26 protein-coding genes are annotated in these 24,972 nt (G+C 64.8%); 15 read left to right on the forward strand and 11 right to left on the reverse strand.

Annotated elements, in window-relative coordinates:
* Positions 1 to 111 precede the first annotated feature (111 nt).
* The 4 genes from WDX12_RS05305 to WDX12_RS05320 all read left to right on the forward strand — a co-directional run bounded on the left by WDX12_RS05305 (position 112) and on the right by WDX12_RS05320 (position 3,617).
* Entirely contained in the window at positions 112 to 1,686 is a 1,575-nt protein-coding gene (locus WDX12_RS05305) for an ABC transporter permease (protein ID WP_434725573.1), read from the forward strand.
* Complete coding sequence (locus WDX12_RS05310) at positions 1,683 to 2,765, forward strand: ABC transporter ATP-binding protein (RefSeq protein ID WP_320296710.1); 1,083 nt, start codon at positions 1,683 to 1,685, stop codon at positions 2,763 to 2,765. Before WDX12_RS05305 ends, WDX12_RS05310 begins: the two co-directional genes overlap by 4 nt.
* Before the next feature lie 181 nt (positions 2,766 to 2,946).
* Positions 2,947 to 3,222, forward strand: coding sequence for an AbrB/MazE/SpoVT family DNA-binding domain-containing protein (locus tag WDX12_RS05315; RefSeq protein WP_320296709.1), 276 nt, complete (start codon positions 2,947 to 2,949; stop codon positions 3,220 to 3,222).
* Complete coding sequence (locus WDX12_RS05320; RefSeq protein WP_320296708.1) at positions 3,219 to 3,617, forward strand: type II toxin-antitoxin system VapC family toxin; 399 nt, start codon at positions 3,219 to 3,221, stop codon at positions 3,615 to 3,617. The genes WDX12_RS05315 and WDX12_RS05320 overlap by 4 nt, the downstream gene beginning before the upstream one ends.
* Before the next feature lies 1 nt (position 3,618).
* Here WDX12_RS05320 and WDX12_RS05325 read toward each other — a convergent pair whose 3' ends face one another.
* The 5 genes from WDX12_RS05325 to WDX12_RS05345 form a co-directional block, all read right to left on the reverse strand.
* The gene (locus WDX12_RS05325) at positions 3,619 to 4,416 is read right to left on the reverse strand and encodes a phosphodiesterase (RefSeq protein WP_434724175.1); all 798 of its coding nucleotides are present in this window, start codon (positions 4,414 to 4,416) and stop codon (positions 3,619 to 3,621) included.
* Positions 4,417 to 4,438: 22 nt separating this feature from the next.
* A complete protein-coding gene (gene ugpC, locus WDX12_RS05330) occupies positions 4,439 to 5,548 on the reverse strand; it encodes a sn-glycerol-3-phosphate ABC transporter ATP-binding protein UgpC (protein ID WP_434724176.1) in 1,110 nt (369 codons plus the stop codon).
* 10 nt (positions 5,549 to 5,558) lie between these two features.
* A complete protein-coding gene (locus WDX12_RS05335) occupies positions 5,559 to 6,473 on the reverse strand; it encodes an ABC transporter permease subunit (RefSeq protein WP_320296705.1) in 915 nt (304 codons plus the stop codon).
* An 8-nt stretch (positions 6,474 to 6,481) separates the two neighbouring features.
* The gene (locus WDX12_RS05340; RefSeq protein WP_320296704.1) at positions 6,482 to 7,366 is read right to left on the reverse strand and encodes an ABC transporter permease subunit; all 885 of its coding nucleotides are present in this window, start codon (positions 7,364 to 7,366) and stop codon (positions 6,482 to 6,484) included.
* A gap of 105 nt (positions 7,367 to 7,471) precedes the next feature.
* Positions 7,472 to 8,824, reverse strand: coding sequence for an extracellular solute-binding protein (locus WDX12_RS05345; RefSeq protein ID WP_434724177.1), 1,353 nt, complete (start codon positions 8,822 to 8,824; stop codon positions 7,472 to 7,474).
* A 253-nt stretch (positions 8,825 to 9,077) separates the two neighbouring features.
* Between WDX12_RS05345 and WDX12_RS05350 the strand changes: the two genes are divergently transcribed.
* On the forward strand, positions 9,078 to 10,118 hold the full coding sequence (locus WDX12_RS05350) for an endonuclease/exonuclease/phosphatase family protein (RefSeq protein WP_434724178.1): 1,041 nt from the start codon (positions 9,078 to 9,080) through the stop codon (positions 10,116 to 10,118).
* A 29-nt stretch (positions 10,119 to 10,147) separates the two neighbouring features.
* Here WDX12_RS05350 and tlpA read toward each other — a convergent pair whose 3' ends face one another.
* Positions 10,148 to 10,834: a thiol:disulfide interchange protein TlpA gene (gene tlpA / locus WDX12_RS05355; protein ID WP_434724179.1), complete on the reverse strand. Its 687-nt coding sequence runs from the start codon at positions 10,832 to 10,834 to the stop codon at positions 10,148 to 10,150.
* Positions 10,835 to 10,867: 33 nt separating this feature from the next.
* Between tlpA and argH the strand changes: the two genes are divergently transcribed.
* The 3 genes from argH (at position 10,868) to lysA (ending at position 13,926) form a co-directional block, all read left to right on the forward strand.
* A complete protein-coding gene (argH, locus tag WDX12_RS05360; protein WP_434724180.1) occupies positions 10,868 to 12,268 on the forward strand; it encodes an argininosuccinate lyase in 1,401 nt (466 codons plus the stop codon).
* Positions 12,269 to 12,395: 127 nt separating this feature from the next.
* On the forward strand, positions 12,396 to 12,602 hold the full coding sequence (locus WDX12_RS05365) for a lipoprotein (RefSeq protein ID WP_127253283.1): 207 nt from the start codon (positions 12,396 to 12,398) through the stop codon (positions 12,600 to 12,602).
* 55 nt (positions 12,603 to 12,657) lie between these two features.
* Positions 12,658 to 13,926 carry a diaminopimelate decarboxylase gene (gene lysA, locus WDX12_RS05370; protein WP_434724181.1) on the forward strand — a complete coding sequence of 423 codons (1,269 nt, stop codon included), beginning with the start codon at positions 12,658 to 12,660 and terminating at the stop codon, positions 13,924 to 13,926.
* Positions 13,927 to 13,944: 18 nt separating this feature from the next.
* Here the strand turns inward: lysA and WDX12_RS05375 are convergent, their stop codons facing one another.
* Entirely contained in the window at positions 13,945 to 14,247 is a 303-nt protein-coding gene (locus WDX12_RS05375; protein WP_434724182.1) for an ArsR/SmtB family transcription factor, read from the reverse strand.
* Between the two features lie 50 nt (positions 14,248 to 14,297).
* Between WDX12_RS05375 and WDX12_RS05380 the strand changes: the two genes are divergently transcribed.
* From WDX12_RS05380 to WDX12_RS05395, 4 genes are all read left to right on the forward strand, one after another.
* Positions 14,298 to 15,239 (forward strand): threonine/serine dehydratase, encoded by a 942-nt coding sequence (locus tag WDX12_RS05380; RefSeq protein ID WP_434724183.1) that lies wholly within the window; start codon positions 14,298 to 14,300, stop codon positions 15,237 to 15,239.
* A 114-nt stretch (positions 15,240 to 15,353) separates the two neighbouring features.
* Positions 15,354 to 17,960: a TIGR02302 family protein gene (locus WDX12_RS05385; protein WP_434724184.1), complete on the forward strand. Its 2,607-nt coding sequence runs from the start codon at positions 15,354 to 15,356 to the stop codon at positions 17,958 to 17,960.
* Positions 17,961 to 18,051: 91 nt separating this feature from the next.
* Positions 18,052 to 18,417 (forward strand): glyoxalase superfamily protein, encoded by a 366-nt coding sequence (locus tag WDX12_RS05390; RefSeq protein WP_434724185.1) that lies wholly within the window; start codon positions 18,052 to 18,054, stop codon positions 18,415 to 18,417.
* 60 nt (positions 18,418 to 18,477) lie between these two features.
* Positions 18,478 to 19,080, forward strand: a complete 603-nt coding sequence (locus tag WDX12_RS05395; RefSeq protein ID WP_434724186.1) for a 2-hydroxychromene-2-carboxylate isomerase — start codon at positions 18,478 to 18,480, stop codon at positions 19,078 to 19,080.
* Here the strand turns inward: WDX12_RS05395 and WDX12_RS05400 are convergent.
* A complete protein-coding gene (locus tag WDX12_RS05400) occupies positions 19,077 to 19,961 on the reverse strand; it encodes a LysR family transcriptional regulator (protein WP_320296693.1) in 885 nt (294 codons plus the stop codon). The genes WDX12_RS05395 and WDX12_RS05400 overlap by 4 nt on opposite strands.
* Positions 19,962 to 20,319: 358 nt before the next feature.
* Here WDX12_RS05400 and WDX12_RS05405 point away from each other — a divergent pair, with 358 nt between their 5' ends.
* On the forward strand, positions 20,320 to 21,273 hold the full coding sequence (locus tag WDX12_RS05405) for a DMT family transporter (protein WP_320296778.1): 954 nt from the start codon (positions 20,320 to 20,322) through the stop codon (positions 21,271 to 21,273).
* On the opposite strand, the gene WDX12_RS05410 is transcribed toward WDX12_RS05405, so the two are convergent.
* The 3 genes from WDX12_RS05410 to WDX12_RS05420 all read right to left on the reverse strand — a co-directional run bounded on the left by WDX12_RS05410 (position 21,256) and on the right by WDX12_RS05420 (position 22,968).
* Positions 21,256 to 21,627 carry a response regulator gene (locus WDX12_RS05410; RefSeq protein WP_320296692.1) on the reverse strand — a complete coding sequence of 124 codons (372 nt, stop codon included), beginning with the start codon at positions 21,625 to 21,627 and terminating at the stop codon, positions 21,256 to 21,258. The two genes, WDX12_RS05405 and WDX12_RS05410, sit on opposite strands and share 18 nt — an antisense overlap.
* Before the next feature lie 83 nt (positions 21,628 to 21,710).
* Positions 21,711 to 22,253: a hypoxanthine phosphoribosyltransferase gene (gene hpt / locus WDX12_RS05415; protein ID WP_095816886.1), complete on the reverse strand. Its 543-nt coding sequence runs from the start codon at positions 22,251 to 22,253 to the stop codon at positions 21,711 to 21,713.
* Positions 22,254 to 22,338: 85 nt separating this feature from the next.
* Positions 22,339 to 22,968, reverse strand: coding sequence for a hypothetical protein (locus WDX12_RS05420; RefSeq protein WP_434724187.1), 630 nt, complete (start codon positions 22,966 to 22,968; stop codon positions 22,339 to 22,341).
* 179 nt (positions 22,969 to 23,147) lie between these two features.
* On the opposite strand from WDX12_RS05420, the gene ftsE reads away from it, so the two are divergent.
* Positions 23,148 to 23,807: a cell division ATP-binding protein FtsE gene (gene ftsE / locus WDX12_RS05425; RefSeq protein WP_027167480.1), complete on the forward strand. Its 660-nt coding sequence runs from the start codon at positions 23,148 to 23,150 to the stop codon at positions 23,805 to 23,807.
* Positions 23,800 to 24,792, forward strand: a complete 993-nt coding sequence (locus tag WDX12_RS05430) for a cell division protein FtsX (RefSeq protein ID WP_434724188.1) — start codon at positions 23,800 to 23,802, stop codon at positions 24,790 to 24,792. The genes ftsE and WDX12_RS05430 overlap by 8 nt, the downstream gene beginning before the upstream one ends.
* The last annotated feature ends 180 nt before the right edge of the window (positions 24,793 to 24,972 follow it).

The raw sequence follows: 24,972 nt of genomic DNA on the forward strand, positions 1-24,972 counted from the left end.
TTTTGTTTGGAGATCGCTGCGTCGAATGACGATCGGCTGCGCCTCGAGCCGCTTACGCGGCTTATCAGATCGCTTCCGCCATGCGGCGCCGGCGACATGGTGGCGCGCCTGATGCAGTCGGCGATAGACATGATGCCGGCAAGACTGCCTGCGGCCGGGATGAAGAAGCGCCGGTCCACCTCTTGGATCACGCTCGCCGCCGCCCTGGTCGCGCTTATCGCGCTGCTGCCGCTCGCCTTCATCGTCTGGGTCGCGATCCAGACCGGCTGGGACACCGTGGTGGCGCTGATCTTGCGGCCGCGCGTCGGCGAATTGCTGGTCAACACCGTGCTCCTCGTCGCCGTCACCGTGCCGATCGCCATCGTGCTCTCGGTGGCGCTGGCCTGGCTGACCGAACGCAGCGACCTGCCGGGCAACCGCTGGTGGTCTTGGCTTTCGGTCGCGCCGCTCGCCATCCCTGCTTTCGTTCACAGCTATGCTTGGATCAGCTTCGTTCCGGGCCTGCACGGGCTGTGGGCCGGCGTGCTGGTCTCCGTCATCGCCTATTTCCCGTTCCTCTATCTGCCGATCGCCGCCGCGCTGCGTCGGCTCGATCCGGCGCTGGAGGATGCGGCCGCGGCGCTTGGTCTTGATCCGTGGCGGGTTTTCGCGCGGGTCGTGCTGCCGCAGCTCAGGCTCGCCATCTGCGGCGGCTCGCTGCTGGTCGGCCTGCATCTTCTGGCCGAATACGGCCTCTATGTCTTCATCCGCTTCGACACCTTCACCACCGCGATCGTCGACCAGTTCCAGTCGACCTTCAATGGCCCTGCCGCCAATATGCTGGCCGCCGTGCTTGTGGTCTGCTGCCTTTTCCTGCTCGCCCTCGAGGTGATGATCCGCGGCGAGGAACGCTATGCCCGCGTCGGTTCCGGCGCCGCGCGCCAGCAGCAGCGCGCTCGCCTCGGCCGCGCCACCTTGCCTTGCCTGCTTTTGCCGGCGGGCGTCGCGCTGCTGTCGCTCGGCGTACCCTTCGTCACGGTCGGCCGCTGGCTGCTCGCCGGCGGCACCGATGTCTGGCGTTGGGACGAGATCGGCCTGGCGCTCGGCCAGACGCTGTTCCTCGCCATTGCCGGCGCGGTGCTTGCAACGCTGGCCGCCATGCCGATGGCCTGGATCTCGATCCGCGCGCCGGGGCCGCTGCAGCGCCTGCTCGAGAGCTGCAACTATATCGTCGGCGCGTTGCCGGGCGTGGTCATCGCGCTGGCGCTGGTGACGATCACCGTGCGCGTCGCGCTGCCGCTCTATCAGACGCTGTTCACCATCCTGTTCGGTTACGCGCTGATGTTCCTGCCACGGGCGCTGATCAGCCTGCGCGCCTCGATCGCACAGGCGCCGGTGGAGCTGGAACGCGCCGCTTCCAGCCTCGGCCGGTCGCCGGTCAAGGCGCTGTGGTCGACGACCATCCGCCTGTCGGCGCCGGGCGCGGCGGCCGGCATGGCGATGGTGGCGCTCGGCATCACCAACGAGCTCACCGCCACCCAGATGCTGGCGCCCAACGGCACCCGCACCCTGGCGATGGCCTTCTGGTCCTACAGCGGCGAGATCGACTACGCCTCAGCCGCCCCTTACGCGCTGATCATGGTGGCGATGTCGTTGCCGATGACCTGGTGGCTCTACGTCCAATCGAAGCGGATGGCTGGACGATGAGCTTTCTCGAACTCAGCGGCGTCGCGAAAAACTATGGCCCGGTGGCGGCGCTCGCCGGCGTCGACCTTAAGGTGGAAAGCGGCAGCCGCACCGCGATCGTCGGACCGTCCGGCTGCGGCAAGACCACCTTGCTCCGGCTGATCGCCGGCTTCGAGGCGCCGGACCGCGGCCGTATCGCGCTCGACGGCAAGGTGCTCGCCAATGGTGGCGCGGCTGTGCCGGCGCATCGCCGCGGCATCGGCGTGGTGGCACAGGACGGCGCCCTGTTCCCGCATCTCAGCATCGCCGACAATATCGGTTTCGGCATGGCCCGCAGCGAGGACAAGCGCATGGAGCGCATCGTCGAGCTCGCCTACATCGTCGGGCTGGACAAGGCGATCCTGAAGCGGCGGCCGCACGAGCTTTCCGGCGGCCAGCAGCAGCGCGTGGCGCTTGCCCGCGCCATGGCGATGAAGCCCAGGCTGATGCTGCTCGACGAGCCGTTCTCGGCGCTCGACACCGGGCTTCGCGCCTCGATGCGCAAGGCGGTGGCCGAGCTTCTGGAAGAGGCAGGCATCACCACCATTCTGGTCACGCACGACCAGGCCGAGGCGCTGTCCTTCGCCAGCCAGGTGGCGGTGATGCGCGAAGGCCTGTTCTCGCAGGTCGGCACGCCGCGCGAGCTCTATTTCCAGCCCAGGGACAGGATGGTCGCCGAGTTCCTCGGCGACGCCATCATCGTGCCGGCCAGGATCGCGGACGGCTTTGCCGTATCGCGGCTCGGCCGCATCGCGGTCGACACCAAGGAACGGCGCGATGTTGCGCGCATCATGCTGCGGCCCGAGCAGGTCCTGCTCAAGCGGACCTCGCGCGAAGGCATGTCCGGCACGCCGGACATGCTGTTCGGCGAAGTGACGGACTGCGAGTTCGCGGGCTCGGTCTGCACCGTCGCCGTGCGGCTGCTCAACAGCCCGGATCCGCCCGATGCCGCCGCCATCGGCAACACGCCGCTCGTCCTGCGCCGGACAGGCATGGACGCGCCTGCTGTCGGCGAGATCGTGCGCCTCACCGTCACCGGCAAGGCGCATGTGTTTGCTTGATCTCCGTCTTGAGAATAATGCAATTATGCATTATTTTTAGCGCTAGAGCAATTCCTGGAAAAGTGTGAGCGGTTAAGTTCGGCGTCTTCGCCGTAACCTTCCGTCAGGAATTGCGTCAAAACAGGAGATAGAGTGGTTCGCCGTTTCCGTGAAACGGTGAACCGCTCTAGCAGGCCACATCATGACGACATTGACGGTTACAGCACGAGGCCAGGTCACATTCCGGAAGGACGTGCTCAAGCACCTCGGCATCCAGCCCGGCGACAAGATCAGGCTTGATCTTCTACCCGGTGGGCGAGCGGAGCTGAAAGCTGACCAGGGCAAGGGCTCCTGGCAAGAGCTGAGCGGAATGCTCAAGGGCAAAACGAACGGCGCACGGCTTTCGATCGAGGAGATCAACGATGCGATCGCCGACGCCGGCGCTTTGGGCGGGATGCGCGGTATCGAGCGCAAGTGAAGATCAGCCTCGACACCAACGTGCTGTTGCGCCTTGTCGTCGGGGATGACCCAACGCAGCAACAGAAAGCAGCCCAGGCCCTGGAGGGGGCCGAATTGGTCGCGATCAGCGTTCAAGCGCTCTGCGAGTTTGTTTGGGTGCTGGATAGAAGTTACCGGGTTGCACGGCCTGATATATCCGCCTCGATCCGCCGCATCCTCGACATGCGCAACGTCGTGGCCAACCGCCCAACGATCGAAGCGGGCCTGGCCGTGCTCGACGCCGGTGGAGATTTCGCCGATGGCGTGATCGCGTTCGACGGTCAGTGGCTCGGTGGCGAAACCTTCGTGTCTTTCGATAGGAAAGCGATCAAGCTGGTCGAAGGACAGGGAACGCCCACACTGTTGCTTGAGTGATCTACCGCACCCGCTGCCCCGTCGCCGGCGACCACAGCGGCCATTGCTCCAGGAAATCGTGGCTGTGGATGACGACGCGAGTGCCGTCGATCAGGATGATCGAATAGGCGGGCGGCGCCTGCTCGACCACCTCATCGCCGACCAGGTCGAGCATGAAGCGGGCATGCAGGCCGCGCTGCACCGAGAACGGAATGCCGGCGACGGTGCCGGCGATATCGCGGTGGACATGGCCGAAGAAGATGTAGCGGACATTGCCGTGGCGGGTCAGCACATCGAGGAGCCGCTGCGGCTGTTCGAGGCCCAGCGGGTCGAGCAATGTAAGCCCGAGCTCGACCGGCGGATGATGCAGGAAGATATAAGCCGCCTTGCCCGCCGTCTCGCCAAGCCGTGCATCGAGCCAGCCAAGTCGGTTGTCGCACAACTCGCCGGTGACGCGGCCCTCCGCCAGGCTGTCGAGAAAAACCAGGCGCCCTTCCGGCGTGTCGAAAACCGACTGCGCGAAGCCGTTGCCATCGGTTCCATTCTCGGGAAAGGCGGCGATGAGATTGGCGCGCCGGTCGTGGTTTCCGGGCAATAGACGGTAAGGCACGGTGAGCCGGCTCAGCGCCCCCTTCAGGTCGGCATAGCTCTCGGCCTCTCCGTCATCGGTCAGGTCGCCGGTGAAGATGCACAGCGTGGCATCTCCATGCCGCGCATTGATATGATCGATGCATCGATCGAGTCGCTCATTCAGGTTCGCGCCGTAGCGCATCTCGCGCCGACGACCGAGATGGACGTCGGTGACGTGGATGATTTTCATTGCATGAACCCTCAAATCAAATTCACAACGTCGCCGGGGCCGGTTCCGGCACCGAAGCCTTGAACACGTCGAGCCTGCCACCCGTCTCCGAGGAGAAGAAGTGCAGGTCCGATTCGGCGAACTGCAGGCCGACCGTGCTGCCCGGTTCGGGGTGGACGGTCTCCGACGTCACGATGGAGAACGGCGCACCGTCGAGATCGACATAGATGACGCGGCCGGCGCCCAACTCCTCGATGAGGTCGACGGTCGCCGTGAGCGCCCCCGGCGTGCCCGGCGCCACCATGCGTACCGCCTCCGGCCGGACGCCGACCGCGACTTTCGCGCCGACGGGCAGGCCCGTGCGCGACACGTTGAGCTTGCGGCTGTCGCCCAGCAATGACAGGCCGTCGAGCGTGACGGTCCCTTCGAGCATGTTCATCGCCGGCGCGCCGACGAAGGTGGCGACGAAGCGGCTTGCCGGCCGGCTGTAGACTTCCGCCGGCGTGCCGACCTGCTCGACGCGGCCGCCATTCATCACCACCAGCCGGTCGGCCAGCGTCATCGCCTCGACCTGGTCATGCGTGACGAAGACCGAAGTGGCGCTGAGGCGCCGGTGCAGCTTGCGGATCTCGGAGCGCATCTGCACCCGCAGCTTGGCGTCAAGATTGGAGAGCGGCTCGTCGAAGAGGAACACCTTCGGCTCGCGGATCATGGCGCGGCCCATGGCGACGCGCTGGCGCTGGCCGCCGGACAGTGCCATCGGCTTGCGGTCGAGCAGGTGCTCCAGCTCCAGGACGCGCGCCACCGCCTGGATGCGCTGGGTGCGCTCGGCCGACGCAACTCCGGCCACCTTCAGCGAATAGCCGATGTTCTGCGCCACGCTCATATGCGGATAGAGCGCGTAGTTCTGGAACACCATGGCGCAACCGCGCTCACGCGGCTCGAGCTTGTTGACCACCGTGCCGTCGATCGCGATCGTGCCGTCGGAAATCTCTTCCAGCCCCGCGATCATCCTGAGCAGCGTGGACTTGCCGCAACCGGACGGACCCAGGATGACGACGAACTCGCCCGAGGCGAAGTCGAGGTCGACGCCGTGCACGACCTGCGTCTTGGCGTAGTTCTTCTTGACGCCGCGAATGGTTATGGAGGCCATTTTTGTCTCCCTATTTTTCGGTAGCGATCAGGCCGCGCACGAACCAGCGCTGCATCAGCACCACGACGATCAGCGGCGGCAGCATGATGATCAGCGTGCCGGCCATGGCGATATGCCATTCCGGCGCGCCGCCGACATTCGGGATGAGCTGCTTCAGCTCGGTCACCGCCATCGCGTGCGACTGGTCCGTGGTGATAAGCAGCGGCCACAGATACTGGTTCCAGGCCCACAGGAACATGATGGTGCCGAGCGCCGCCATGTTGTTGCGCGACAGTGGCAGAAGGATATCGACGAAGAAGCGCAGCGCGCCGGCGCCGTCCATGCGCGCGGCCTCGGTCAATTCGTCCGGCACGGTCAGGAAGAACTGCCGGTAAAGGAAGGTGCCGGTGGCGGTCGCAATCAACGGCAGGATCAGGCCGCTATAGGAATTGAGCAGTCCCAGGCTGAGCTGGACCTGAACGCCGGACACCTTCTCGATCACCCAGGACAGCCCTGTCAGGTCCATGATCGTCTGATAAGGCTCGAGCACGTTGGCGACCACCGCGTAGGTCGGCACGATGCGCACTTCCAGCGGCAGCATCAGCGTGATGAAGATCAGCCAGAAGATCAGCATGCGGCCGGGGTAGCGGAAATAGACGATCGAGAAGGCGGTCAACGCCGAGATGATCACTTTGCCGGCGGCAACGCCGAACGCCATGATGAAACTGTTCAGCAGCTTCGGGCCGAGATCCGCGGTCGTCCACGCTGTCTTGACGTTGACCCAGAAATCGCTGCCCGGCAGCAGCGACATCGGCACGTCGTTGACGTCCTTCAGATTGTGCGAGGCGGCAATCGCCACGATGACGAACGGCGCCACGCAGAATACAAAGCCGACGAACAGGATGAGATGCGTGAAGAAGTTGAGGATCGGGGTGCGTTCGACCATGGCCCGCCTCAACGATAGTGCACGCGCCGCTCGATGAAGCGGAACTGGACGATGGTGAGAGCGATGATGAGCAGCATCAGGATGATGCTCTGCGCGGCCGCGCCTGAATAATCCAGGCCTTTGAAGCCGTCGGAATAGATCTTGTAGACCATCAGATTGGTGGCGTTGGCCGGCCCGCCGGCGGTCATGATGTCGACGATGCCGAAGGAATCCTGAAAACTCTCGGTGATGTTGATGACCAGCAGGAAGAAGATCGTCGGCGTGATCAGCGGGAACTGGATATCCCAGAAACGCCTGATGACGCCGGAGCCGTCCATCGCCGCCGCCTCGATCAGCGAACGCGGGATCGCCTGGAAGGCGGCGAGGAAGAAGATGAAATTATAGCCGACATATTTCCAGGAGAAGGCGATGATGACGGAGGCCATCGCGTCGGCGCCGTCGAGACCGGGATCCCAGAAGCCCGGCCAAACCTTATTGACGACGGCCATGAAGCCGGCTTCCGGCGCCAGGATGAAACGAAAGGCCAGCGCCAAAGCGGGCGCGGCGATGCCGTAGGGCCAGATCAGCACCACGCGATAGAGCCATGAGCCGGCAAGTTGCCGGTCGGTCAGGGCGGCGAGCACCAGCGCGATGACCATCGCAAGGCCCGTGCTGATGCCGGCGAAGATCATGCTGGCGGTGATGGAATTCCAGTAGTCGGCGTTGGACAGGATCGAGCGGAAATTGTCGAGCCCGACCCAGATGTTGCCGCCGCCCCAGGGCTGCTGCAGCGTCAGCGACCAGTAGACCGCCTGGCCGGCCGGCCAGTAGAAGAAGGTGAAGATCAGCAACAACTGCGGCACCGCAAACAGGATGCCGATCGTCCATCTGCCGAAAGTGACGCGTTTTTCCATCGATCCGCCGATGCAGTGGAACCATCAGCCCGCCTTCGCGGGACAAACTAGATATGAAATGGCCGCCCGTCGAATCTCGACGGGCGGCCGTTCCGCTATCCGGGATCAGGGCAGGGTCTTACCCGGATAGGTCTGCTGGAAGCGCTCGAGGATCGCGTCGCCATTCTTGACCAGAGTGTCGAGGCCTTCCTGCACGCTGACCTTGTTGGCGAAGATCGCCTGCATCTGCGTGCCGAACTCGGCGCGGATCTGGGTGAAGTTGCCGAGGCGGACGCCGCGGGTGATCTCGGTCGGCTCCGACGCGGTCAGGCTCTCGATCGCGACTTCACGGCCCTTGTAGGGGGCCTTGTCGTAGAAGCCGTTGGACTTCATGAACTCGAAACCCGACTTCGTCACCGGAATGTAACCGGTGTTGGTCGACCAGAACAAAGCGGTCTTGGGGTCGTGGATGAAGTTGAGGAAGGCCGCCGCGCCCTTGTATTCGGCGTCCGACTTGCCCGACAGCACCCACAGCGAAGCGCCGCCGACCAGCGAGTTCTTGCGCTCGGTGCCGGCATAGACCGGCAGCTCGGCGACGTCCCAGTTCATGCCTTCCTTCTGGGTGCGGCCGACCGTGCCGTGATCGCCGACCGAGGTCAGGATGAGCTGGCAGGTGCCGGTGGCGAAGGCCTGCACCATATCCTGGCCGAGGTCCTTCGACTTGATCTTGACCAGGCCGGCGTCATACCACTTCTTGAGGTCGGTGACGTACTGGACGAACTTGGTCTTGTTGACTTCGAGGCGCGCGTCGAGACCGTCATAGCCGTTGTTCTTGGTGGCGACCGGCTGGTTGTGCAGCGCCGAGAACTGCTCCATCAGCTGCCAGCTTTCATTGGCCGAGATGTTGATCGCCATCGGGCAATCATAGCCTGCGTCCTTCAAAGCCTTGAGGTCGGCGCCGACGTCTTCCCAGGTCTTGGGCGCTTCGGTCTTGCCGATCTTGGCGAAGGCGTCCTTGTTCCAGTACATCAGCGCCGTCGATGAGTTGAACGGGAAGGACAGCATCTCGCCCTTCGAGGTCGCGTAGTAGCGCGCGATGCCGGGGAAATAGTCGCTGTAGTCGATCTTGTAGCCGTTCTCTTCCATCAGCTTGTCGGCGGGCTTGTAGGCGCCCGACAGCATCATGGTGGCGGTGCCGACGTCATAGACCTGGACGACGGTGGGCTGCTTGCCGGCCCGGAAAGCGGCGATCGTGTTCTGCAGCGTGGCGTCGTAGTTGCCCTGGCTGGTGCAGACGACTTCGTAGTCCTTCTGGGAGCCGTTGAAGTTCTTGCACAGCGTATCGACGACGCGGGCGAGATCGCCCGAAAGACCGAACCAGAAGTCGAATTTGACCGGCTCCGCAAAAGCAGGAACCGCAAGCGCGGTGCTGAGCGCGCCGGCGGCAAGGGCAGCGAAGCCCCGCTTGATGATCGTCATGGTTTTTCCCTCTTGAATGGCAGTGTGACAAGGGTTTTGCGCAAGTCCTTGCCCGCTCTCATAGAGAAGGTATGTGACAGTTCTGTTGTGCCCCCTGGATCGGCAGGCGGCCACTGTGGACAGCCAGTCTCTCCTCCCCTGGCAGCGGTCGCGCCGGCATGAAAACGTCACATCGGCGCTCTAGGAAGCTAGGGCGCCTCGAAGCGGCGAAAAGACCTTCCGTGATTAACCGGCTAAATGGATGACAAGAGACATGCTGGTCCCGCAGCTCACGCACGTGCCCGTCGCCGCCCGCAACGCCATGCGGGACGGGCCCCGCGACAGCGCCACCCATCTGCGCCACGCCGCCGCCGTTCCCGCCCTCGGTGAAATCGAGATCGGCGGCCAGGCGTCGCGTGGGAGCGCCGGCGAGAGCCTGACCGTCCTGGCCTGGAACGTCGAGCGGCTGCGTCATGTCGATGCCATCGCCGCAACGATCGCCGGCCGGGCGCCGGACGTCGTGCTGCTGTCGGAGGTCGACAAGGGCATGGCGCGCTCCGGCAACGGCCATCTGTTGAGCCGGCTTGCCGATCGCCTAGCTCATTCCTACGCCTATGGCGTCGAGTTCCTGGAACTCGGCACCGGCAACGAGACGGAGCAGGCGGCAAATGGCAGCGCTGAGAACAGCGAGGGCTTCCACGGCAATGCCGTAACCAGCGCCGTTCCGCTGCTGCGGCCTTTTCTCATTCGCCTGGACGCCGCCGGCGCCTGGTTCCTGCCGGAGCACGGCCAGCCGCGCATCGGCGGCCGCATGGCGCTTGGCGGCCAGGTGATGGTCGGCGACCATCGGGTCACCGTCGCTTCGGTGCATCTCGAAAACCGCACGACGCCAGCCGGCCGCGCCGACCAGACGCGCCATCTGCTCGACGCCATCGACAGATATGACGCGGATGCGCCGGTCCTCATCGGCGGCGATTTCAATACGCTGACCGCCACCTATCCGGAACGCAATGACGATCCCGCCGCTTGGCTAGAGCGCGTCGCCGCCGAGCCGGACCGGCTGATGGATCCGGAGCGCCATGAGCCTTTGTTCGCGGTGTTTGCCGAGCATGGCTACGACTGGAAGACAGCCAATGCTTTCGACAAGCCCACCCAGCGGCGCGCGGCCGGCGACTTGACACCTGCCGGTCATATCGACTGGTTTTTCACCCGCGGCCTCGCGGCAAGCGCGCCGGCGACGCTGCCGGCGGTGTTGCCGGACGGCAGCCCGAGCGCCGATCACGAGGCGTTGGTGGTGACGGTGCGGGTGAAGTAACGGTCATCGGATGGGCACCGACCCGGCGGTCACGGTCCCACGGCCGCTTCCACCAGCCGCTTGGCGTCGGGGCTCGACCATTCGGCCGGGCCGTTCATATGCGCGATCAGGCAGCCTTCGCCATCGATCAGCATGGTGACCGGAAGCCCGAGCGCCAGCCCGCGCGTCTTCACTTCATTGAACAGCGCGATCGTCGGATCCCGGTAGAAGCCGAGCGTCTCGACGCCGATCTCCTTGAGGAACTTCTTCGGCTTCGTGTCGTCGCCGGTATCGACATTGACCGCGACGACCTCGAAGGCATTGCCGCCCTTTTCCTTCTGCAGCGCATCAAGGGCGGGCATCTCGGCGCGGCACGGCGCGCACCATGTCGCCCACAGATTGAGCAGCACCGTCTTGCCGGCATGATCGGCCAGCGTCATCGGCTTGCCGTCGGGGCCGTTGAAGGCCAGGCTCTTCAGCGATTGCGGCGGGTCGGCCGGCTGCAGGGCCGCGACCTGGCCGACGGCCTTCGCGGCGACCTGCTTGGCGCGCCCGGCCTTGGCCGCGCAGGCGGCATCGTCCTTGCCGGCGGCCGCGGCGACCGTCCCGGAGGCAGCGTTGTTGCCAGAACCGCTCTCGCTGACATATACCGCGACCGCGCCGGCCAGCACGCCCGCCACCAAAGCGGCAAGGATGAGGCGCGTAGCCGGAAAAAAGAATCTCTTGCCGTCTGCCATTTTCAAAACTGCTCCGGAGCACGGGTTATAGCGATGAGCGACAAGAAGGCCAGCAACCAGATGTGGGGCGGACGTTTTGCCTCGGGTCCGGCCGCGATCATGGAAGCCATCAACGCGTCGATCGGCTTCGACCGCAAGCTCTATGCGCAGGACATAGGCGGATCGATCGCCCATAGCCAGATGTTGGCTGAAACGGGCATTATTTCGGCGGCAGATCAAGAAAAAATCGCTCACGGGCTGAACACGATCCTGAAAGAGATCGAGGCTGGCACGTTCGAATTCTCGACCAAGCTGGAAGACATCCACATGAATGTCGAGGCCCGCCTTGCCGACCTGATCGGCGCGGCGGCCGGACGCCTGCACACCGCCCGCTCGCGCAACGACCAGGTTGCTGTCGACCTGAGGCTCTGGGTCAAGCAGGAGTGCCAGCGCGTCGCCCAGGCGTTGAAGGATCTGATCGCCGCGCTCCTGGAACGCGCCGAGGAGCATGCGGCGACCGTCATGCCCGGCTTCACCCATATGCAGGCCGCGCAGCCCGTGACTTTCGGCCACCATTGCATGGCCTATGTCGAAATGTTCGGCCGCGACCTCTCGCGCGTCAACGACGCCATCGAGCGCATGGACGAAAGCCCGCTGGGCGCGGCGGCCCTTGCAGGCACCAGTTTCGGCATTGACCGCCACATGACCGCCAAGGCGCTGGGCTTCCGCGAGCCGACGCGCAATTCCCTCGACAGCGTCTCGGATCGCGATTTCGCGCTCGAATTCCTGAGCCTCGCCGCGATCTGCGCGACGCACCTCTCTAGGCTCGCCGAGGAGATCATCATCTGGTCGACGCCGCAATTCGGCTTCATCCGCCTGTCGGATTCCTTCTCCACCGGCTCCTCGATCATGCCGCAGAAGAAGAACCCGGACGCCGCCGAACTGGTGCGCGGCAAGACCGGCCGCGTCAACGGCCATCTCATCGGCCTGCTGACCGTGATGAAGGGCATGCCACTGACCTACGGCAAGGACATGCAGGAAGACAAGGAAGCGGTTTTCGACGCCGCCGAGACGCTCGACCTGATGCTGGCGGCGACCGCCGGCATGGTGCGCGACATGACCGTCAACGCCGCCGCCATGAAGAAGGCCGCCGGCGCCGGTCACGCCACCGCGACCGACCTTGCCGACTGGCTGGTGCGCAATCTGGGCCTGCCCTTCCGCGAGGCTCATCATGTCACCGGCCGCGCCGTGGCGCTCGCCGAGGAGAAGAAGGTCGGGTTGGAAAAGCTCTCGCTGGAGGACCTGCGTTCGATCCATCCCGGCATCACTGACGGCATCTTCTCGGTGCTTGCCGTGCAGAATTCGGTGAAGAGCCGCACGAGCTTCGGCGGCACCGCGCCGTCGGAAGTACGAAAGCAGGTCCGCTACTGGAAAAAGCGGCTCGACAAGGCTTAGTGCATGTCGCCCAGAAGTGTGCAGCGGTTCTGGGACAACGACATGCATCAAAACAATTGCCGGGATGCAAAGCGCTGAAAACTCGGCTAAAAGCGCAGCACGCAATCAGTTTCGAACGGATGGATCGATGACCCGTAGCAGGATTTTGGTGACGCTCGCGCTGCTGGCGGCGGTTGTCACCGTCACGGCCTGCGGCAGGAAGACCGGCCTCGACACGCCCTATGAGGCGGCGGAGCAGGCGCGCAAGGATGCGGAAAAAGCCAAGCAGCCGGTGCCGCCCGAGCCGGAAAAACCGGTCAAGGACAGGAAGTTCATCCTCGATCCCCTGCTCTAGAGCCGATGAGATCGGCCCGATCTCATCGAGCTTCAACTTTTCGGAACCGAACCCTGTGAACCATTTCGATTACCGCGACGGCGTTCTCCATGCCGAGGATGTCGCCATCCCTGATATCGCAGCCGAGGTCGGCACCCCCTTCTATTGCTATTCGACGGCGACGCTGACCCGGCATTTCCGCGTCTTCAGGCAAGCTTTTTCCGGCCTCGACGCTCTGGTCTGCTACGCCATGAAGGCGAACTCCAACCAGGCCGTGCTGAAGACGCTGGCCAGGCAGGGCGCCGGCGCCGACGTCGTCTCCGAAGGCGAATTGCGCCGCGCCCTGGCCGCCGGCATTCCGGCCAGCAAGATCCTGTTTTCCGGCGTCGGCAAGACCGCGCGCGAGATGGACTTCGCGCTTTCCGCCGGCATCCTCTGCTTCAACGTCGAATCCGAGCCCGAGCTGGAGCTTTTGTCGGCGCGCGCCGTGGCGCTCGGCAAGCTGGCGCCCATGTCGCTGCGCATCAATCCGGATGTCGATGCCAGAACGCACAAGAAGATCTCGACCGGCAAGGCCGAGAACAAGTTCGGCATTCCGTGGCAGCGCGCGCGGCAGGTCTATGCCCGTGCCGCGCAACTGCCGGGCATCAAGGTGACCGGCATCGATACCCATATCGGTAGCCAGATCACCGAATTGCAGCCGTTCGACGATGCCTTCGCGCTGCTGGTCGAACTGGTCGGGGCGTTGCGTGCCGACGGACATGCCATCGAGCATGTCGATCTTGGCGGCGGCCTCGGCATTCCCTACCGCGTCGACAACAGCCCGCCGCCGCTGCCCGACGCCTATGCCGAGATCGTCAGGAAGCACGTCACCCGGCTTGGCCTGAAGGTGATGTTCGAGCCCGGCCGCCTGATCGTCGGCAATGCCGGCATCCTGGTGTCTGAGGTCATCTATGTGAAGGAAGGCGACGCCAAGAACTTCCTGGTCGTCGACGCCGCCATGAACGACCTGATCCGGCCGACGCTCTATGACGCCTTCCACGACATCCGGCCGGTGGCGCAGCCGCCCGCCTCCACGCCGCGCATGCAGGTCGACGTCGTCGGCCCGGTCTGCGAGACCGGCGATTTCATCGGCCTCGACCGCGACCTGCCGAGGCTGAAGGCGGGCGACCTGATCGCCGTTTCCACCGCCGGCGCCTACGGCGCGGTGCAGGCCGGGACCTACAACACACGGCTTCTGGTGCCTGAGGTTCTTGTCGACGGCGACCGCTTCCATGTCGTGCGGCCGCGCCAGACCTATGAGGACCTGCTCGGACTGGATTCGGTCCCCGACTGGCTGAAGTAACCGAGCGGCGACGAAGCGTTAGATTTTTTGCTGGATGAGCGCCTTGGCCTCGGCGATCCGGCCCTCGTCGCGGCGATAGAAGATCCATTGCTTGGTGCGCTTGGTGCTGAGCAGACCGGCCTGGGTCAGTACGCGCATGTGCTCGCTCAGCGTCGCCTGGGTGATGCCGAGCTTTTCGGCGATCAGCAGCGCGCAGACACCGTCCTCGACCAGGTCGCCATCGGCCTGGCGCGGAAAATGCGCGCGCGGATCCTTGAGCCAATCGAGGATCTGCAGCCTGCGCTCATTGGCGATCGCCTTGAAGATGTCGACCTCTTGCATTTAGCCATTTTGCTAAGTTACTAATTGAAGTCAATCCCGAGGAGCAGGTCATGTTGAACACCAGAACGATCACGCGCGAGCGCATCGCCGCTGTCGAGCCGCGCATCCGCCCCTATATCCGCCACACCCCGGTGATGCGCGTCGACATGGCGGATTTCGGCTGTCCCGCCTTTCCGGTCGACCTGAAGCTCGAATGCCTGCAGCATTCCGGCTCGTTCAAGGCGCGTGGCGCCTTCACCAACCTGCTCGAACGCCAGGTGCCCGAGGCTGGCGTGGTCGCCGCGTCCGGCGGAAATCATGGCGCCGCGGTCGCTTACGCCGCCATGAAGCTCGGCCACAAGGCCAGCATCTTCGTGCCCGAGGTCAGCCCGCCGGCGAAGCTCGCGCGCATTCGCGGCTACGGTGCGGAGCTAGTGGTCGGCGGCGCGCGCTATGCAGAGGCACTCGCCGCCAGCGAGGATTTTGCAGCCAGGACCGGCGCCCTGCAGGTGCACGCCTTCAACCAGGCGGAGACGCTGCTCGGCCAGGGCACGCTCGGCCTGGAGATCGAGGCCGACCTGCCTGAAATCGACACGCTGCTTGTCGCCGTCGGCGGCGGCGGCCTGATCGGCGGCATCGCCGCCTGGTTCTCGGGGCGCATCCGCATCATCGCCATCGAGCCCGAGGGAGCGCCGACACTTTACCGCGCCCTGGAGGCCGGCCATCCGGTCGATGCGCCCGCCGAAGGCATTGCCGCCGATTCGCTGGCGCCGAAGCGCGTCGGCGAAATGATGTTCCCGATCGCCGAGGCCTTCGTCGAACGCTCGATCCTGGTCAGCGACGACGACATCGTCGTGGCGCAGAAGGCGCTGTGGGACCGCGTGCGAATCATCGCCGAGCCCGGTGGCGCCGCGGCCTTTGCCGCCATGCTGTCGGGGCGCTATGTGCCGGCGGAGAGCGAGCGCGTGGCAGTGCTCGTCTGCGGTTCCAACACGAATCCGGCCAATTTCTGATCATAACCCGGCCAAACCGCTTCACGTTTTTGGAACCCGCCTCGCCTTTGCCGTGTTTGCTGGTATCCTTCTGCCGATGACGTCCGGGCTATTGTGCCCTGGCAGGAAGGGCCGATGACCGAACGACCCATTTCCAGCGGCGAACGCGGCCTGGCGGGGCGCTTGGCGCTCAGCCGCTTGGCAACGCGGGCCTCGATGCTCTTCGAGCGCGCCTGGCCGCTGGTGCTGCCGCTGCTGGTCGTCGCCAGCCTGTTCCTCAGCTTTTCATGGTTCGGCCTGTTCCCGCGTCTGCCGGACGCGGCGCGTATCGGCCTTCTGATCCTGTTCGCGCTGGCGGCGCTCGCGGCTCTCTATCCGCTGCGCTTCTTCCGCATGCCCTCGGCGGCCGAGGTCGACAGGCGCATCGAGGCGGCGAACGAATTGCTGCACAGCCCAGTGCAGGTGCAGACCGACCGGCCGAGCGGCACCGACAGCACCTTCTCGCAGGCGCTGTGGCGCGAGCACCAGAAGCGCATGGCCGAGCGGCTTTCCAACCTTGGCGCCGACCGGCCGCGCACCGGCGTGCCGGAGTATGACCGCTGGGGCCTGCGCGCCGTGGCGGGGCTGCTGTTCGTCACGGCTTTGGCCTTCTCCTTTGGACCCTTTGGCGGCAGGGTCAGCGACGCTTTTGTCGCCCGCGCCGCGCATGACGCGGTGCCGCCGCGCATCGACGCCTGGGTGACGCCGCCCGCCTACACCGGCAAGGCTCCGCTGTTCCTGACCGCCGATGCCAACCAGGCCGTCCAGACCTTCTCCGTTCCGCAGGGCAGCGACGTTTCGCTGCGCGTCACTGGCGGCTCGGGAGAGGAAACGCTGAGCTATGCCGATCAAGGCGGCAATGACCGCGCCATCGAGCCCACGGCGCCCCCCCTAGCATCCAAGGGGACCACGCCCGCCGCCAGCCAGACGGCGCCAAAGGTGCGCCAGTTCTCCGGCAAGCTGAACACCAACGGCACGCTGACGCTGAAATCCGGCGAGGGCGATCTCGGTCACTGGGCCTTCGCCGTCATTCCCGACAAGCCGCCGACGATCCGTTTCGTCGGCGAACCGAAGCGTGCCGTCAACGGCTCCATCGAGTTGAACTACCAGATCGACGACGACTATGGCGCGGCCTCAGGCAAGGCCGTTTTCGAGCTGTCGGACCCGCCGGCGGCCAAGGCCCATCCGCTCTACGGCGCGCCCGACATGCCGTTGACGCTGCCGCGCCGCGGCGGCAAGGCGAACGCCGCCAAGACGACCAAGGACCTGACCGAACATGTCTGGGCCGGCACCAACATCAAGCTGACGCTGAGCGTCACCGACGATGCCGGCCACACCGCGACCAGCGAAACCAAGACGCTTGCGATGCCGGAGCGGCCTTTCGCCAACCCGCTCGCCCGCGCGCTGATCGAGCAGCGCCGGCTGCTGGCGCTCGACACCAATGCCAAGCCGCGCGTCCTCGACCTGATGGACGCGATCACGCTCCGTCCCGAGGACACGTTCGACAACATGTCGAACTATCTCGCCATCATGAGCGCGAGGAGCCGGCTGAAGCTCTCCGAGAGCGACGACCAGCTGCGCAACGTCGTGTCCTATCTGTGGGAAATCGCGCTCGGCATCGAGGAAGGCAATCTGTCGGCCGCCGAGCGGCGGCTGCGCCAGGCGCAGCAGGCGTTGCAGGACGCCATCAAGAACGGCGCCAGCGATCAGGAGATCGAGAAGGCGATGAAGGAACTGCGCGAGGCGATGAACCAGTTCCTGCAGGAATTCGCCCAGCGCGCGCGGCAGAACCCGAACGCGCCGCAGATGCAGCAGAACGGCCGCGAGCTGCGCCAGAGCGATATCGATCGCATGATGGACCAGATCGAGAACCTGGCCAAATCGGGTGATCGCGACAAGGCCCAGCAGCTTCTCTCCGAGCTGCAGGACATGATGAACAACCTGCAGGCCGGCCGTCAGCAGCCGGGCGGCGAGCAGGATAGCGAGTTGCGCCAGCAGATGGACAAGCTCGGCGACATCATGCGCCGCCAGCAGGAAATGATGAACGACACCTTCCGGCTGGACCAGATGCAGCGCGGGCAGCGTGGCGAAGGCGGCGAGCAGCAGCAGCTTGGCGAGGACGGCGAGCAGGGCCAGTCCGACGACCAGCAGCAGCGGCCCGGCCCCGGCCAGGACCGCGATCCGCTGGGACGGCCGAAAATGTCGCCGAAGGATTTGGCCGATGCGCTGAAGCAGCTGCAGGAAGGCCAGGGCCAGCTGCAGAGCGAGCTCGACCAACTGAAGAAGGGCCTCGAGGGCATGGGCATGGAGCCCAATGAGGGCTTCGGCGAGGCCGGCAAATCGATGGGCAATGCCGAAAAATCGCTTGGCCAGGGCGATGGCGACCAGGCCGTCGGCCACCAGGGCCGCGCGCTCGAGGCGCTGCGCCGCGGCGCCAAGGACATGATGAAGCAGATGCAGGCCATGCAGGGCGACCAGGGCGGCAGCGAGCAGGGCGGCCGCCAGCAGGATGCCGACCGCGATCCGCTGGGACGGCCGCGCGCCACCAACGGCCCCGATGACGGCACCTCGGTCAAGGTTCCCGACGAGATCGACGTCCAGCGCGCGCGCCAGATCCTCGACGCGATCCGCAAGCGGCTCGGCAACGCGCTCAGCCCTGACATCGAGCGCAGCTATCTCGAACGGCTGCTGGAACTGAAGTAAGCTCGCCCAAAGCAATTCCAGGAAAAGTGTGAAGCGGTTTTCCGTCCGGAATTGCGTGAACCACTCAAACCCTTCCGGATTGCCGTCGCCTATGCCAAAGCTTGGAACCGTCACGCCGATCCTGCGCATGTTCGACATCGCCAAGGCGCGCGAATTCTATCTCGATTTCCTCGGCTTCGAAGTCCGCTTCGAACATCGCTTCGACGACAATGCGCCGCTCTACATGGGCATCGCGCGCGACGGTTGCGAATTGCATTTGAGCGAGCATCATGGCGACGGGTCGCCGGGCGCCCACATTCGCGTCGCAGTCGCCGATATCGTCGACCTGCATCGCGAGTTTATTGCCAAGAAATACCGCTTCAACAGGCCAGGCCTGGAGACGACGCCGTGGCAGACGAAGGAGGTCACGGTAATAGATCCCTTCGGCAACCACCTGACTTTCTTCGAGAGCGACTGAATACGGTCGATTGTCGTCCGGCCCGGCTGCCGATATCGTCGCCGCCAAGGGGATATGGCGATGATCGACTTCTGGTTTTCCATCGGCAGCACCTACAGCTATCTTTCGGTGATGCGACTGGCGGACATCCAGGCTGAAACCGGCATCGAGTTTCGCTGGCGGCCGTTCAACGTGCGCTCGATCATGATCGAGATGGACAACATCCCCTTCGCCAGGAAGCCGGTGAAGGCGGCCTATATGTGGCGCGATATCGAGCGCCGCGCCGCGATGTACGGGATGGTGCCGAAGCTGCCGGCGCCCTATCCGCTTGCCGAACTCGAGCGCGCCAATCGTGTCGCCGTCATCGCCGCGCGTGAAGGCTGGTGCGAGGCCTATGCGCGGGAGAGCTACCGTCGCTGGTTCGAGCTGGGCGAGCCCGCAGGGAGCGAGCCCAACATCTCGGCAAGTATCGAAAAGGCCGGGCGAGAACCCGAGCCCATCTTGCGGCAGGCCGACAGCGACGCCGCCAAGGCTGATCTCGCCGCCGCGACGGAACAGGCCAAGGCGCTGGGCATTTTCGGCTCGCCGAGTTTCCTCGTCGACGGCGAGCTGTTCTGGGGCGACGACCGTTTGGACGATGCCATGCGTTGGCTGAGGCAGATCGAAAGCGGCCCGCCGGATTAAAGCCCAACCGCCACGCTCGCCTGCCGGGTCAGCATGAAGGCCTCGCGGATCGCGTTCTCCATGCCGTCGATCGCCTCGCCGGTCGCCAGCGGATTGCGGTGCAGCACGACATTCGAGGAATCGATGTCGCCGAAACCGTCGGCGACCGTCAGCTCGCGGCAATCCTCCGGGATGTTGCTGCGCGAGATCGGCGCGATCGCCAGGCCCGAGGTGACCGCAAGCGTCAGGCCGCCATTGGTGTCGCTGGTGTAGGCGACGCGGTAATCGAGGCCGCGCTGCTGCAGCGACTTGATCGCGAAGTCGCGGCACCAGCCGTTGCGGCTGTAGAGCGCGATCGGCACCGGCCGTTCCTCATGCATGTGATGCAGCGTCGATGTCACCCACACCGTCGGATCGTGCATCAGCACCTCGCCGCCGGAAGAGCCCTCCCATTCGAACACCACGGCGAGATCGAGCTCGCCGGCCGCAAGCGCCCTCACCTGCGAATCCGAATGCGCGTAACGCACCGTGACCTCGACGCGCGGATGCCGCTTGGCGAATTCGCCCAGTGCCCGCGACAGGATCGACCGGCCATATTCGGCCGGGATGCCGATGCGCACCAGCCCGCCGAGCGGCGGCGCCACCAGCGAGGCGGCCGTCTCGTCGAGCAGAGAGACGATCCGGCGCGCGTTGACAATGAGCTCGCCGCCGCGGCGCGTCAGCGCCACCCCGCGCGAGCCTCGTTCGAACAGATCGTCGCCGACCATGTCCTCCAGCTTCTTCATCTGCATCGACACGGCCGATTGCGTGCGCCCGGCTTTCTCGGCCGCGCGGGTGAAATTGCCGGTTTCGGCCACCGCCACGAAGGTGCGCAGGAGGTCGCTGTCGAGCACGGGCTTCATCGATTCCGCCATAAGCAAATTTGATTGCAGGCATCATTCCAATTCGTTTGCAAGATGTCAAACGCCGCGGGATAGTCCCCATACCCATTGGATATGCGACCGCGAAATCGGCCGCGGACCAATCGAAGAGTCCTCACTCGTACCCGCTGCCTGAAAATGGTAGCGGGTTCTTTTTACGAGCGTGATCCCGAAAGGCGTGAACCGGTTTTCGGAGAAGATCACGCTTCAACAAAGAGCTAGATCATGGTGGCGGTTCACCGAAACGTCATCCTGATCTGGAGCAATTCCAGGCCCAGCGGTTTTCCGTCCGGAATTGCGTGAAATGAATACCCTAACGGCTCGCGGGGGGCCGACACTGATGCAGAACCGGATGGTGCTAGGCATTCTGAGCCTCTGCCTCGGCGTGCTGGTCTTTTCACTGCAGGATCCGCTGGTGAAAGCGGTGTCGAGCGGCTATCCGGTGACCCAGGTGATGGCGATCCGCGCCATCGTCGCGCTGCCGATCCTGATCGTTCTCGTCCAGGTCGATGTCGGGCTGAAGGCGGTGCTGTCGAAGCGGGCAGGCATGCTGACGCTGCGCGCCTTCATCCAGTTCTCGTCCTATACGGTCTACTATCTGGCGATCGCCGCCCTGCCGCTGGCCGACGCGGTGGCGCTCTATTTCATGGCGCCGTTGTTCATCATGGCGATGGCCGGTCCCTATCTCGGCGAGCGCGTCTCGTGGAAGACGCTGGCGACGGTGCTGATCGGCCTGGTCGGCGTGCTGGTGATGGTGCGTCCGGGCGCCGGCGTGTTCGACTGGGCAGCACTGCTGTCGCTGGGCTCGGCGTTCCTCTACGGCTTCTCGCAGTTGATGGCGCGCCGCATCGGCGACACTGAATCATCGACGGTGATGGCCTTCTACCAGAACGGTGCCTATCTCAGCGGCGCCGTCGCCGTTGCGGCCGTCTTTCATGTGGCCGGCATCACCCATGCGGCGCATCCGAGCGTCGAATTCCTGGTACGGCCATGGGTATGGCCGACGATGCCGGATTTCCTAAAGATGGCCGCCTGCGGCTTCGTCGCTTCCGCCGGCATGATCCTGCTCTCGCAGGCCTACCGCATGGCGCCGGCCAACCGTGTCGCGACGTTCGAATACACCGGCATCCTGTGGTCGCCGCTGTGGGGCTTCCTGTTCTTCGCCGAGGTGCCGCGCGAAACGACCGTGCTCGGCGCGGCGCTGATCATCGGCGCCGGCCTGCTTGCGCTCGGCGGCGGGCGTCGGCGAGGCGCCGCGCCGGCAGCCGGTGCGGTCTCAAGCGAAGCAGCTTAGCGCCTTGCCGACGCGGGCGCGGATCTCGGCCAGCGTGAACGGCTTCTGCACGACATCGAGGATGATGCCGTTGAGTTCCTCGGCGCGCTCGCGCTGGTCGGCATAGCCGGTCATCAGCATGATTCTCATCGCCGGAAACTCTCTCGCCGCGGCCGTCGCCATTTCGATGCCGTCCATTTCCGGCATGCGGATGTCGGACACCACCAGATCGTAGCCGCCACGCGCTTGCCGGATCAGATCCAGCCCCTGCGCGCCGTCGGTGGCGACGGTGACATTATGGCCGTCGCGCTCAAGCGCGCGGGCGGCGAGGGTGCGGACGGACTCATCGTCCTCGACGATCAGAAGCTTTGCCATGCCGAGATAGATGCCGCCGAAACGTTGACGTTTTCTGAAAATTCTAACGAACGGCGGCTTTTCGGGGTGAGCTCAACGCCTCTTCAGGCGTCGCCCTTCACCACCCCGACAAACGGCAGCTCGCGGAACGCATGGGCGACATCCATGCCGTAGCCGACGACGAAATAGTCCGGGCAGTCGAAGCCGACATAGTCGGCGTTGAGCGCGGTCTGGCGGCGCATGCGCTTGTCGAGCAGCACGGCGATGGCGCAGCTCTTGGCACCGCGCGAAAGCATCAGGTCGCGCGTGTAGGAAAGCGTCTTGCCGGATTCCAGTATGTCGTCGATCAACAGCACGTCGCGGCCGGCGACCTCATTGTCGATGTCGCGCAGCACCCTGACCTCGCCGCTCGTCGTGCCGGCGCCGTAGCTGGAAATGAAGATGAACTCGACTTCCGGCGACAGGCCGACATCATGCATGGCGCGGATGAGATCGGCGGCGAAGACGAACGAGCCCTTGAGGATCGAGATCACCAGGAGGTCATGGTAATCGCGCCCGGCGATTTCCTTGGCGAGCTCGAGATTGCGGCGCGCGATCGCCGACGCCGAAAACAGGACCTCGATGTCCTTGCCACGCACAACTGGCATATTTTATCCCCTCAAAATCGGCGGCAACGTCGATAGGCGGGCTGAGATTCAGGTCAAGGCCGGCCTCACGTGAATATCGGCACACCTAGCCGGCGAAGATTACGGATACTGTCCTGACGCCGTCTTTAGGCACATCGAGGCGGCTGGAAAAGCCGAATCTTTCGCCGGGAGCCAGCGAGCGGTTGGATGTCCCCAGCCTGTAGCGGATGATGTTGGCGTTGTTGTCGGTGACGCGGATTTCGAGCGGCGGCAGCGCCTCCGACCTCATCCCGTCATTGGCCGCCTCGCCATCCACGAACAGCACCGGCTTCAGGCCCGATGCATCGATGCGCGACGTCACGCCGGAAATGGTAAGCGCGCTTGCCGGAGCTGCGGTCGTCCAGAAGGGGCTCTGCCGGACCAGCGCGTGACCGCCCGACACCCAAAACGAGATCAGCGCGATGCCGACGCCGGCGATCCAAAACGCCGGGCCGCCACGCGAGGGCCGCGACGGCGTCGCCTCCGGTTTGCGCAGCATGCCCATGCCGCCGATCGACGGCGTCGAGGGAATCTGCGGCATCCGCGCCGCCGGCGCCGCGGCAAAACGCGGCAGCACCACATAGTCGGCATCGACGATGTCGGCCGCATCGAAAATGACGCGTTCCGGCGCGGCATTTGTTGCCGGACCGGTCATGATTTCGCCGGAAACAGGGCGCGCGGTTCTGTCGTCAGCCATTACGGCACCAGTGCAGTCTTCGTTTCTTTTGCGTAAACGGAATTGGTTAACGCTTCCCCACCGGAATGGCTTGATGCACGCTGAACGTTGCAAAATTAACCGCCGGTTAACCATGCCGGCCGATGGTCTGTTAAAGTAGATTGTGGCGCGTCGCCGCCGAAAGTTTCAGGTCGCCGAACGTGATCCGCTTCGAAAATGTCGGCCTCCGCTATGGCATGGGTCCGGAGATCCTCCGCGACATCTCCCTGCACATTCCGGAGCGCTCCTTTCAGTTCCTGAGCGGCCCCTCGGGCGCCGGCAAGACGACCTTGCTGCGCCTTTTGTTCATGTCGCTGAAGCCGACGCGCGGCCTGATCACCATCTTCGGCAAGGACCGCTCGCGCATTTCGCGCGGCGAACTGCCGCTGCTCAGACGCCGCATCGGCGTGGTGTTCCAGGATTTCCGCCTGCTCGACCACATGACGACCTACGAGAATGTCGCGCTGCCCTTGCGCGTGCGCGGCCGCGAGGAGGCGAGCTACCGCACCGACGTCACCGAGCTTTTGAAATGGGTCGGCCTCGGCGACCGCATGCATGTCCTGCCGCCGGTGCTTTCGGGCGGCGAGAAGCAGCGCGCCGCGATTGCCCGCGCCTTGATCGAGCAGCCCGAGATCCTGCTTGCCGACGAGCCGACCGGCAATGTCGACCCGCCGCTGGCGCGCCGGCTGCTCAGGCTGTTCATCGAATTGAACCGGCTGGGCACAGCCGTGGTGATCGCCACCCACGACCTTGGCCTGATGGAGCAGGTCGACGCGCGCCGCATGATTCTGGCCGGCGGAAGGTTGGACGTCTATGACTGACTTTCCGGCCGATCACCTGCACGATGAAGCCGACGCCGAGGCGCCGGTGACGGTCCGGCGTATCCAGCGCAAGACGGCGCCGATCGTGCCGGCGCAGAACATCGCCGGACGGGCGCTGGTGCTGGTCATCGCCATCATGACCTTCCTGTCCTGCCTCACCTTCGGCGCGGTGACCCTGGTGCGCGATACCGCCTCCGTCTGGGAAAACCAGATCTCGCGCGAGGCGACGATCCAGATCAAGCCGGCCGACGGTCTCGACATGGAGGCGGCGCTTGTGCAGGCCACGCAGATCGCGAGCGAGTTCTCCGGCGTGAAGGGCACCAAGATCATCGACCGCGACGCGACCGCGCGCCTTTTGGAGCCATGGCTGGGCAGCGGCCTCAACATCGACGAACTGCCGGTGCCGCGCCTCATCATCGTCACCATCGACGAGGCCAGCCCGCCGGACTTTGCCGCCATGCGCGCCGCCATCACGCCGAAGATCCCGACCGCCGCGCTTGACGACCACCGCACCTGGGTCGACCGGCTGGTCGCCATGGCGCACACGACGGTGACGATCGGCATCGCCGTGCTGGTGCTGATGCTGTCGGCGACCGTACTGACGGTGGTGTTCGCCACGCGCGGCGCCATGGCCGGCAACGGCCATATCATCGAGGTGCTGCATTTCGTCGGCGCCGAGGCGCGCTTCATCGCGCGCGAGTTCCGCTGGCATTTCCTGGTCACCGGCATGAAGGGCGCGGCCGCCGGCGGCGCCCTGGCGATCGCCGTCTTCATCGTCTTTTCCTGGTGGTCGTCACGCAATATGGCCACGCCCCAGGCCGACCAGGCGACCGCTTTGTTCGGCAATTTCGCCATCGGTTCGGCTGGCTATTTCGGCGTCGGCCTGATGGTGCTGGTGATCGGCGTGCTGACCGCTGCCACCTCGCACGCGACCGTCGTCGCCTATCTCAGCGACATCGATGTGCGCCAACCGGATGCGGGCTGATCCATGAGCTCAATCCGAAAACCGGCGCAAAGCGCTGTATACACACAAGACAACGATCACACGTGGGACACCTGCCGTAACGCAATGTGCGCCGTCTCACCTATCAACGGCCGCATTTCGGAGTTAACCATTAGAAGTTTTCAGGATTAACCTGGGGATGATGGAAGCGCGGGATTCGAT

The organism is Mesorhizobium sp. RIZ17 (genome assembly GCF_051127865.1).
GTDB lineage: Bacteria > Pseudomonadota > Alphaproteobacteria > Rhizobiales > Rhizobiaceae > Mesorhizobium > Mesorhizobium humile.

Bases quoted from the DNA above. Each gene is read 5' to 3' on its own strand.
- WDX12_RS05305 (WP_434725573.1), top strand. From the start codon at position 112: ATGCAGTCGGCGATAGACATGATGCCGGCAAGACTGCCTGCGGCCGGG.
- WDX12_RS05310 (WP_320296710.1), top strand. From the start codon at position 1,683: ATGAGCTTTCTCGAACTCAGCGGCGTCGCGAAAAACTATGGCCCGGTG.
- WDX12_RS05315 (WP_320296709.1), top strand. From the start codon at position 2,947: ATGACGACATTGACGGTTACAGCACGAGGCCAGGTCACATTCCGGAAG.
- WDX12_RS05325 (WP_434724175.1), bottom strand. From the start codon at position 4,416: ATGAAAATCATCCACGTCACCGACGTCCATCTCGGTCGTCGGCGCGAG.
- ugpC (WP_434724176.1), bottom strand. From the start codon at position 5,548: ATGGCCTCCATAACCATTCGCGGCGTCAAGAAGAACTACGCCAAGACG.
- WDX12_RS05335 (WP_320296705.1), bottom strand. From the start codon at position 6,473: ATGGTCGAACGCACCCCGATCCTCAACTTCTTCACGCATCTCATCCTG.
- WDX12_RS05340 (WP_320296704.1), bottom strand. From the start codon at position 7,366: ATGGAAAAACGCGTCACTTTCGGCAGATGGACGATCGGCATCCTGTTT.
- WDX12_RS05345 (WP_434724177.1), bottom strand. From the start codon at position 8,824: ATGACGATCATCAAGCGGGGCTTCGCTGCCCTTGCCGCCGGCGCGCTC.
- WDX12_RS05350 (WP_434724178.1), top strand. From the start codon at position 9,078: ATGCTGGTCCCGCAGCTCACGCACGTGCCCGTCGCCGCCCGCAACGCC.
- tlpA (WP_434724179.1), bottom strand. From the start codon at position 10,834: ATGGCAGACGGCAAGAGATTCTTTTTTCCGGCTACGCGCCTCATCCTT.
- argH (WP_434724180.1), top strand. From the start codon at position 10,868: ATGAGCGACAAGAAGGCCAGCAACCAGATGTGGGGCGGACGTTTTGCC.
- WDX12_RS05365 (WP_127253283.1), top strand. From the start codon at position 12,396: ATGACCCGTAGCAGGATTTTGGTGACGCTCGCGCTGCTGGCGGCGGTT.
- WDX12_RS05375 (WP_434724182.1), bottom strand. From the start codon at position 14,247: ATGCAAGAGGTCGACATCTTCAAGGCGATCGCCAATGAGCGCAGGCTG.
- WDX12_RS05380 (WP_434724183.1), top strand. From the start codon at position 14,298: ATGTTGAACACCAGAACGATCACGCGCGAGCGCATCGCCGCTGTCGAG.
- WDX12_RS05385 (WP_434724184.1), top strand. From the start codon at position 15,354: ATGACCGAACGACCCATTTCCAGCGGCGAACGCGGCCTGGCGGGGCGC.
- WDX12_RS05390 (WP_434724185.1), top strand. From the start codon at position 18,052: ATGCCAAAGCTTGGAACCGTCACGCCGATCCTGCGCATGTTCGACATC.
- WDX12_RS05395 (WP_434724186.1), top strand. From the start codon at position 18,478: ATGATCGACTTCTGGTTTTCCATCGGCAGCACCTACAGCTATCTTTCG.
- WDX12_RS05400 (WP_320296693.1), bottom strand. From the start codon at position 19,961: ATGAAGCCCGTGCTCGACAGCGACCTCCTGCGCACCTTCGTGGCGGTG.
- WDX12_RS05405 (WP_320296778.1), top strand. From the start codon at position 20,320: ATGCAGAACCGGATGGTGCTAGGCATTCTGAGCCTCTGCCTCGGCGTG.
- WDX12_RS05410 (WP_320296692.1), bottom strand. From the start codon at position 21,627: ATGGCAAAGCTTCTGATCGTCGAGGACGATGAGTCCGTCCGCACCCTC.
- hpt (WP_095816886.1), bottom strand. From the start codon at position 22,253: ATGCCAGTTGTGCGTGGCAAGGACATCGAGGTCCTGTTTTCGGCGTCG.
- WDX12_RS05420 (WP_434724187.1), bottom strand. From the start codon at position 22,968: ATGGCTGACGACAGAACCGCGCGCCCTGTTTCCGGCGAAATCATGACC.
- WDX12_RS05430 (WP_434724188.1), top strand. From the start codon at position 23,800: ATGACTGACTTTCCGGCCGATCACCTGCACGATGAAGCCGACGCCGAG.